The organism is Flavobacterium aquidurense (genome assembly GCF_002217195.1).
Classification (GTDB): domain Bacteria; phylum Bacteroidota; class Bacteroidia; order Flavobacteriales; family Flavobacteriaceae; genus Flavobacterium; species Flavobacterium frigidimaris.
In genome coordinates this window covers 71890-80298 of sequence record NZ_MUGR01000055.1, presented here as the reverse complement: position 1 = coordinate 80298, position 8409 = coordinate 71890, and the positions used below count along the sequence as shown (strand labels likewise).

Annotated in this window: 9 protein-coding genes; all 9 read left to right on the top strand. The window is 35.1% G+C overall.

The genetic code is table 11. From position 1 onward, the window contains the following. Positions 1 to 184: 184 nt before the first annotated feature. The 9 genes from B0A67_RS22750 (at position 185) to B0A67_RS22710 (ending at position 8357) form a co-directional block, all read left to right on the top strand. Positions 185 to 763, top strand: coding sequence for a nucleotide exchange factor GrpE (locus B0A67_RS22750; RefSeq protein ID WP_072961872.1), 579 nt, complete (start codon positions 185 to 187; stop codon positions 761 to 763). A gap of 94 nt (positions 764 to 857) precedes the next feature. Beyond that, positions 858 to 1973 (top strand): molecular chaperone DnaJ, encoded by a 1116-nt coding sequence (gene dnaJ / locus B0A67_RS22745; RefSeq protein ID WP_072961983.1) that lies wholly within the window; start codon positions 858 to 860, stop codon positions 1971 to 1973. 164 nt (positions 1974 to 2137) lie between these two features. After that, on the top strand, positions 2138 to 3058 hold the full coding sequence (locus tag B0A67_RS22740) for an ABC transporter ATP-binding protein (RefSeq protein WP_072961868.1): 921 nt from the start codon (positions 2138 to 2140) through the stop codon (positions 3056 to 3058). 101 nt (positions 3059 to 3159) lie between these two features. After that, complete coding sequence (locus B0A67_RS22735) at positions 3160 to 4476, top strand: ABC transporter permease (RefSeq protein ID WP_072961863.1); 1317 nt, start codon at positions 3160 to 3162, stop codon at positions 4474 to 4476. A 198-nt stretch (positions 4477 to 4674) separates the two neighbouring features. Beyond that, entirely contained in the window at positions 4675 to 5838 is a 1164-nt protein-coding gene (locus tag B0A67_RS22730) for a sigma-54-dependent transcriptional regulator (RefSeq protein WP_072961860.1), read from the top strand. A gap of 103 nt (positions 5839 to 5941) precedes the next feature. Next, the gene (locus B0A67_RS22725) at positions 5942 to 6607 is read left to right on the top strand and encodes a DEAD/DEAH box helicase (RefSeq protein WP_072961857.1); all 666 of its coding nucleotides are present in this window, start codon (positions 5942 to 5944) and stop codon (positions 6605 to 6607) included. Positions 6608 to 6720: 113 nt separating this feature from the next. Beyond that, positions 6721 to 6939, top strand: coding sequence for a putative signal transducing protein (locus tag B0A67_RS22720; RefSeq protein WP_072961853.1), 219 nt, complete (start codon positions 6721 to 6723; stop codon positions 6937 to 6939). 75 nt (positions 6940 to 7014) lie between these two features. Then, positions 7015 to 7818, top strand: a complete 804-nt coding sequence (locus B0A67_RS22715; RefSeq protein ID WP_072961849.1) for a Cof-type HAD-IIB family hydrolase — start codon at positions 7015 to 7017, stop codon at positions 7816 to 7818. 11 nt (positions 7819 to 7829) lie between these two features. Next, a complete protein-coding gene (locus tag B0A67_RS22710; protein WP_072961844.1) occupies positions 7830 to 8357 on the top strand; it encodes a GNAT family N-acetyltransferase in 528 nt (175 codons plus the stop codon). Positions 8358 to 8409: the final 52 nt, after the last annotated feature.

Here is an 8409-nt window from a genome sequence, read left to right as displayed (position 1 = left end):
GTAATAATTTAGTTTTCAATCTGGTACTCAAATATAGTATAAACTAAATCGTAATAGTCTTAAAATTATACTAAATTTTATGTGGTTAATTTTAGTTTTTAAGTGACTCAATTCTAATAAAGTGACAATTTGACATTTTATAAGATTTGGCAGTACTTTTGCAATCCAACAGAAAGAATAAAAAATGAAGTTTAAGAATATTTTTAAAAATAAAAGTAATATGACTACGGAAAATACAGAGTTCGATCAGGAATTAGATGATGTAACGTTAGAGAACAATGCCAACGGTGAACAATTAATTGTTGAAGAATTAAGTGTTGAAGAGCAATTGGCTCAAGACTTGGCAAAAGAAAAAGATAAATTCTTGAGATTATTTGCTGAATTTGAAAATTACAAAAAACGAACTTCAAAAGAGCGTATCGATTTGTTTAAAACTGCAAACCAGGATGTTTTGTTAGCAATGCTGCCTGTTTTGGATGATTTTGACAGAGCGATTGTGGAAATCAACAAATCTGAAGATGAGAATCTAAAGAAAGGGGTTGAACTTATTCACGAAAAACTGAAAAACACTTTGGTTTCTAAAGGTTTAGAGCAAATTGAAGTAAGAGCAGGTGATGCTTTTAATGCTGATTTTGCTGAAGCAATTACCCAAATTCCGGCTCCGTCTGAGAAATTAAAAGGGAAAATTGTTGATGTTATTGAAAAAGGATACAAATTAGGTGACAAAATCATTCGTTTTCCTAAAGTTGTTACCGGAAACTAAAAAATGCAAATAAAATGTTTTGAAGTTCAGGAGATGAGTTAACTGAAGTTTGAAATGAATCCTGATAGCTATCGGGATGGAATTTATTCTAATTATGAAAAAAGATTTTTACGAAATACTAAGCATAACAAGAAGTGCTGATGCTGTCGAAATTAAAAAAGCGTACCGAAAAAGTGCACTGAAATATCATCCGGATAAAAATCCAGGCGACAAAGAGGCAGAGGAAAACTTTAAACTAGCGGCAGAAGCTTATGAAGTTCTAAGCGATCCTAACAAAAAAGCAAAATACGATCAATACGGACACCAGGCTTTTGATGGTTCCGGAGGTTTTGGTGGTGGTGGCCATGGCGGTATGAATATGGATGACATTTTCAGCCAGTTTGGTGATATTTTTGGAGGTGGATTTGGCGGTTTCGGAGGAGGCGGAGGCGGAGGTCCTCGTCGTGCTAAAGGAAGTAATCTTCGAATTAAAGTAAAATTGACTTTAGAAGAAATTGCTAATGGTGTTGAGAAAAAAGTAAAAGTAAAACGTAAAGTTCAGGCTAAAGGAGTAACATACAAAACGTGTTCGACTTGTAACGGTCAGGGGCAGGTAATGCGTGTAACCAATACTATTTTAGGAAGAATGCAATCTGCGACAACTTGTCCTACTTGTGGAGGTTCAGGTCAGATTTTAGATAAAAGACCTTCTGAAGCAGATGCGCAAGGAATGGTTGTAGAAGACGAAACAGTTTCTATCAAAATTCCTGCAGGAGTTGTGGATGGTATGCAATTGAAAGTTTCTAATAAAGGAAACGATGCTCCGGGAAATAGTATTCCTGGTGATTTAATTGTTGCAATCGAAGAATTAGAGCATGAATTCCTGAAACGTGAAGGTGAAAACATTCACTATGACTTGTACATCAGTTTTCCTGAAGCAGTCTTAGGAGTTTCTAAAGATATTGAAGCCATTAACGGAAAAGTTCGTATCAAGTTAGAAGAAGGTATTCAGTCCGGAAAAATATTAAGATTAAAAGGAAAAGGAATTCCAAGTATCAACGGTTATGGAAGCGGAGATTTATTAGTTCATGTAAATGTCTGGACTCCGAAAACCTTGAATAAAGAGCAAAAACAATTTTTTGAAAATGCTTTAACTGACGAACACTTTATTCCAAGTCCTGAAAAATCAGAAAAATCATTTTTTGAGAAAGTAAAAGATATGTTTTCATAAGCTTAACTTTTTCTGAAATACTAAATAAGTTTTAAAAAACCCATTCTAATGTAAATTTAGAATGGGTTTTTTGCTTAATTATACAAAGATTCGTTTCGAATTATTTACTTTTACAGGCTGTTGATCATAATGATCAAACTGAAGCAGAAAATCTAAAATATAGCATGAGCAACTTACTCGAAGTACATAAAGTCGTAAAACAATACGGTGATTATGTAGCGCTTAACGAAGTTTCATTAAATGTGCCAAAAGGCAGCATTTATGGGTTATTAGGTCCCAATGGAGCTGGAAAAACTTCCCTTATCCGTATCATCAATCAAATTACATTGCCGGACAGTGGCGAAATAATTTTAGACGGAGAAAAATTGCATCCCAAACATGTGCAGACTATTGGATATCTTCCTGAAGAAAGAGGTTTGTATACTTCTATGAAAGTGGGCGAGCAATGTTTGTATTTGGCGCAAATGAAAGGGCTTTCTAAAGCAGAAGCAAAGTTGCAATTGGAATATTGGTTTGATCGTTTGGGAATTCAGGGATGGTGGAACAAAAAAATCCAGGAATTATCTAAAGGGATGGCACAGAAAATTCAGTTTGTGGTTTGCGTATTGCACAAGCCTAAGTTGCTGATTTTTGATGAGCCTTTCTCAGGATTCGATCCTGTAAATGCAAATATTATCAAAGATGAAATTCTGGCATTAAAAGAACAGGGAGCGACCATTATCTTTTCGACACACCGAATGGAAAGTGTGGAAGAACTTTGTGATCATATTGCTTTGATTCACAAATCGAATAAATTAATAGAAGGAAAACTAAGCGATGTAAAACGCCAGTTTAGAACCAATAGTTTTGAGGTTGGGATTTTAACGGATAATGTAGAAGGTTTGATGTATGATATTACACAAAAGTTTACCGTTGCACCAGCCAGCTTCAAATCTTTAAATGATGATTTGAAATTAGATATTCAAATTGGGAATTCAACTCCAAATGAATTATTAAATATCCTGACACAACGTGGACAAGTGACTCATTTTGTAGAAAAAATCCCGAGCGTAAACGATATTTTTATTCAAACAGTTACTGGATAGATTTTTAGATCGTTAGACTTCTTGGATTCGTATACTGAATCTGGAGATCTAATAAAAAATCTAATAATCTAAGAAGTCTAAAAATCTAATTAATCTAAAAAATGAGTATAATTTCGTTGATTATAAAAAGAGAGTTTATTGCAAAAGTTCGTAATAAGTCTTTTGTTGTCATGACATTTTTAAGTCCGTTGCTGTTTGTGGCAATCGCAGGATTTATTGGTTATTTGAGTTCTATGAAAGCAGAAACCAAACAAATCGCCATTCACGACGAAACAGGTTTGTTTGCGAATGATTTTGTAAAACAGAATAAAAAAGATGCAGCATTTAAATATTTGAATTTATCTGAGCTTAATATAAAAGCATTAAAAGACAGTATAACAAATGAAAGTTTAGATGGTTTAATTATTATTCCCAAGACAAGTAACTTAAAAGATTTAGAAAGCAAAATTGAGTTTATTTCCAATAATAGTCCAAGTATTTCCTTTATTGAAAAAACACAGGATGTTATAGGAGAAAAAATTACCAAAATCAATCTCGAAAATGCCAAACTGGACACTCTGGCAATAAAAAAGGCACAATCGTCAGTTAATATTCATTTGGTAAAAGCTTCGGGCGAAGAAAGCCTGAAAGGTTTAAATGAAATAAAAATTGGTATTGGCGGAGCATTTGGGTATTTGATTATGATGTTCATCATCATTTACGGAAACATGGTGATGCGCAGTGTAATTGAAGAAAAGACCAACCGAATTATCGAAATTATTATTTCATCGGTAAAACCATTCCAGTTAATGATTGGTAAAATCATCGGGACTTCACTTGCGGGATTGTTACAATTTATGATTTGGGCGATAATTGGTTTGGCATTAATGTATGGTGCTTCGGCATTTTTTGGGGTGAATGTGGGGCCAACGGCAAGAATTTCACCAGAACTAATGCAGTCGGCACAGCAGGAAATGACGGGAACAGCGCAAATGTATATCAGCGAATTATGGAATCTGCCAATTGGTAGTATCTTAATTGGTTTTGTAATTTATTTTATTGGCGGTTACTTTTTATACAGCTCATTTTATGCGGCAATTGGAGCAGCGGTTGACAATCAAACCGATTCTCAACAATTTCTATTACCTATTATTATGCCGCTTATTTTAAGTGTTTATATCGGATTTTTTACGGTTGTCAATGATCCTCACGGAACAATTGCCGTTGTGTTTTCTATGATTCCGTTGACCTCGCCAATTGTAATGTTAATGCGACTTCCGTTTGGAGTGCCGTGGTGGCAAATCGCAATTTCGGTATCATTATTGTTTGCTACGTTTTTCCTTGTAGTTTGGTTCGCTGCAAAAATTTACCGCATCGGTATTTTAATGTACGGCAAAAAACCAACCTGGAAAGAATTGTATAGATGGCTGAAGTATTAGTTTTTATAGTTGCAAAGGTTCATAGGCTCAAAGGTTCAAAGGTTTTTTTGAATTTCATTTTTTGTAACTTAGAATAAAATATTTGAGAATTATATAAACATAAAAGATGTATTACTAATAAGAGGTAAAAGGTATCGTAGATGCAAAGATTTTAAACTTTGTACCTTTGAACCTTTGCAACTTTGAACATTAAAAAAAATGAGCAAAATACTAATTGTAGAAGACGAAGCATCCATCAGAAGAGTTTTGGTAAAGATTTTATCAGAAGAGAACGATACCTATCAGGTAGATGAAGCAGAAGATGGTGTTGCAGGTCTTGAAAAAATAAAAAACAACGATTACGATTTGGTTTTGTGTGATATCAAAATGCCAAAAATGGACGGTGTTGAGGTTTTAGAAGAAGCTAAAAAAATCAAACCTGAAATTCCAATGGTGATGATCTCCGGTCACGGTGATATGGAAACGGCTATTCACACGATGCGTTTGGGAGCTTTTGATTATATCTCAAAACCGCCTGATTTAAATCGTTTATTGAATACAGTTCGTAATGCTTTAGACAAAAAACAACTTGTAGTTGAGAATAAGATCCTAAAGAAAAAAGTGAGCAAAAACTACGAAATGGTAGGAGAGAGCGAGGCTATTAATCATATTAAACTAATGATTGATAAAGTAGCGCAAACAGAAGCCAGAGTTTTGATTACAGGTCCAAACGGAACCGGAAAAGAACTGGTGGCGCATCAATTGCATGAAAAAAGCGAGCGTGCCAATTTTCCTATGATTGAAGTAAACTGCGCTGCAATCCCAAGTGAACTGATCGAAAGTGAATTGTTTGGTCATGTAAAAGGAGCTTTTACATCGGCGGTAAAAGATCGTGCAGGAAAGTTCGAAGCAGCAGACAAAGGAACTATTTTCTTAGATGAAATTGGCGACATGAGCCTTTCGGCGCAAGCCAAAGTGTTACGTGCTTTGCAGGAAAGTATGATTACCAGAGTAGGAGCCGAAAAAGATATAAAAGTCGATGTTCGTGTTGTGGCTGCAACCAATAAAGATTTAAAAACCGAAATTGCCGAAGGTCGTTTCCGTGAAGATTTATACCATCGTTTGGCTGTTATTTTGATTAAAGTTCCGCCATTGAACGAACGACGTGATGACATTCCGGCTTTGATAAGACACTTTGCAGAGAAAATTGCATCAGAACAAGGAAATGTAGTGAAAGTATTTTCGCAGCAAGCTATAAAATTATTGCAGGAATATGATTGGACAGGAAATATCCGTGAGCTTCGAAATGTAGTCGAAAGACTGATCATTTTGGGAGGAAACGAAATTTCTGAAACCGATGTGAAAATGTTTGCAAGCAAATAGATGCTTCGCGCAATAAGCTATAAGCAATAGGCTTTAAGCTTTTTAAAGAGTATGAATAATTTTTGCTTAGAGCGTAGAGCTTAAAGCTTAAAGCATAAAAAAGATGAAACTAAAAAAAATAAACGAAAAGTTACAAGACGCATTAATCGAAAATGGTTTAACAGAAGCAAATATTCTGCAGCAGGAAACTTTTTCGACTATAAAAAGTGGGGCAGATTGTATTATTCTTTCTCCGGCAGGAAGTGGAAAAACGACAACAATTGTGCTGAATGTAATTCAGCAATTATCAGGACATACCGAAGAGTCGCCACGTGCTTTGATTTTTGTTGAAGACAAAGCGAAAGTATTAGAGATGGAAGCCCTTTTTGAGAAATACGGGAAATATTCTAAGCTGGAAGTTTACGGCGTGCACGACAAAGGAGATACAGATTACGACAAAAATTATATTTCGACCGGAATTGATGTTCTGATCGGAACGCCAAATAAACTGAGTGATATGTTTACAACAGCCGGATATAATGTAAACCGTTTGAAAATGTTTATTATCGACGATGCTGATCCAATGCTGAAATTGCGTCACGAAACTAAAATCATGCGTATTTCAAATAGTATCACGAAAACACAACGTATTATTTTTGCTGAAAACCTGACAGAACGTATTGAGATTTTGGCAGATAAAATGATGCTGGAGCCTTATTTGTTTGATATGGATGAAGAAGGTGAAGAGGAACTGGACGAAGAAGATGACGATATTCAGGAAGAGGAATAGAGTCGCAGTTTTCAGTTTCAGTTTTCGGTGCCTAATTGAAAAAATATTGATTTTAGAAACAACCACAAACAATAATACAGTAGATTTCAAATAATTACAAAAAATAAGATGTTATGGGATTAATGAAAGTATATTCAGGAAGTGAAGTTTTAGCACTTGCTTTACAAGAAAGATTAGAAGAAGCAGGAGTAGAAACAACAAAAAAAGACAATATTCAGTCAGCTCGCCTTGGAGGTTTTGGACAATCTGATTTAGCCGTTGAGGTGTTTATTCAGGAAACAGATTTTGCTAAGGCAAATCCGGTTATCGAAGAATTCAGAATGAGTATATAAAGAAAGTTTTCAGTTTCAGTTCCAGTCTCAGAAGAGAACTGTTTACTGCGACTGAAAACTGAAAACTAAAAAAAAATGCAATATAAAATGCTAGTGCTCGACATGGATGATACCTTGTTGACAGACGATCATAAAATTTCTGAATTAAATAAAAAAGTCCTTCTTGAAGCGCAGGAAAAAGGGGTGCATGTGGTTTTGGCTTCCGGCCGGCCAACATCAGCAATGACCGCTTATGCTAAAGAGTTAAAATTAGATTTATACGATTCGCATATTATTTCATTCAATGGTGCTGTAATTAGTACTGTAAAAGATGATCTTATATTATTTGAACAGTGCTTAACACCGGAACAAATTCATGATTTATACGATTACAGTGTAAAAATGAAAACGCATATTATTACCTATCTTGATGGTGAAATTGTGAGTGAAACCGATTCCGAATACATCGACATCGAAAAAGAAATTACGGGATTGCCACACAATAAAGTAGCTGATTTTAAGGCAGCGGTTACCAAGCCGGCAGTAAAATGTATTTTATTGGCAGAACCGTCTTACCTGAAAGAAGTCGAAGGAGATTTAAAACTGGCAATGCCACATTTAAGTGTTGCAATGTCGAAACCATTTTTCCTGGAAGCGGCTCAAAACGGAATTGATAAAGCAGCGAGTTTAAAGCTTTTGGCCGATAAGTTAAACATTCGCCAAAGTGAGATTATTGCAGTTGGAAACGCAGGAAATGATCTTACGATGATCGAATACGCCGGACTTGGAGTTTGGGTCGATAATGTTACGCCTGAATTAAGAGACAGGGCAGATGTAATTGTAGCATCAAACAATAATGACGGAGTTGCTGAAGTGGTACAGCGTTATATTTTAAATTAAATTTATTTGAGATGAAAGAGCCAATAGAAACAGAGCGTTTGATTTTGAGAGAATTGATAGCATCTGATGACAAAGGAATGTTTGAATTGGATTCTAACCCGAACGTACATGTTTTTGTTGGTAAAAAACCGGTAAAAGATATAGAGGAAAGCCGCTCTCATATCAAAATTATTCAGCAACAATATAAAGATTTTGGTGCCGGCCGCTGGGCAGTTGTCCTCAAAGAATCCGGAGAGTTTATAGGATGGTCCGGAATAAAATTTATTACCAATGAAATCAATCAGCATAAAGATTTTTATGAAATTGGATATCGTTTCATCGAAAAACATTGGGGAAAAGGATATGCTACTGAATCCGGAAAAGCTTTTGTAGATTATGCTTTTGACGTAATGAAAGTAGAGGCACTTTATGCTTACGCGGATGAGGGAAATGAAAACTCCAGAAAAATTCTTGAAAAACTCGGTATGCGTTACGTGAATTCTTTTGAATATGAAGGAGAATTGGAAATTTGGTACGAATTAAAAAATCCAAACTTATAAATCCTAAGAAATGCGTTCTAAATCTTTGTATTCTTATCTCGTTAAGATGCGC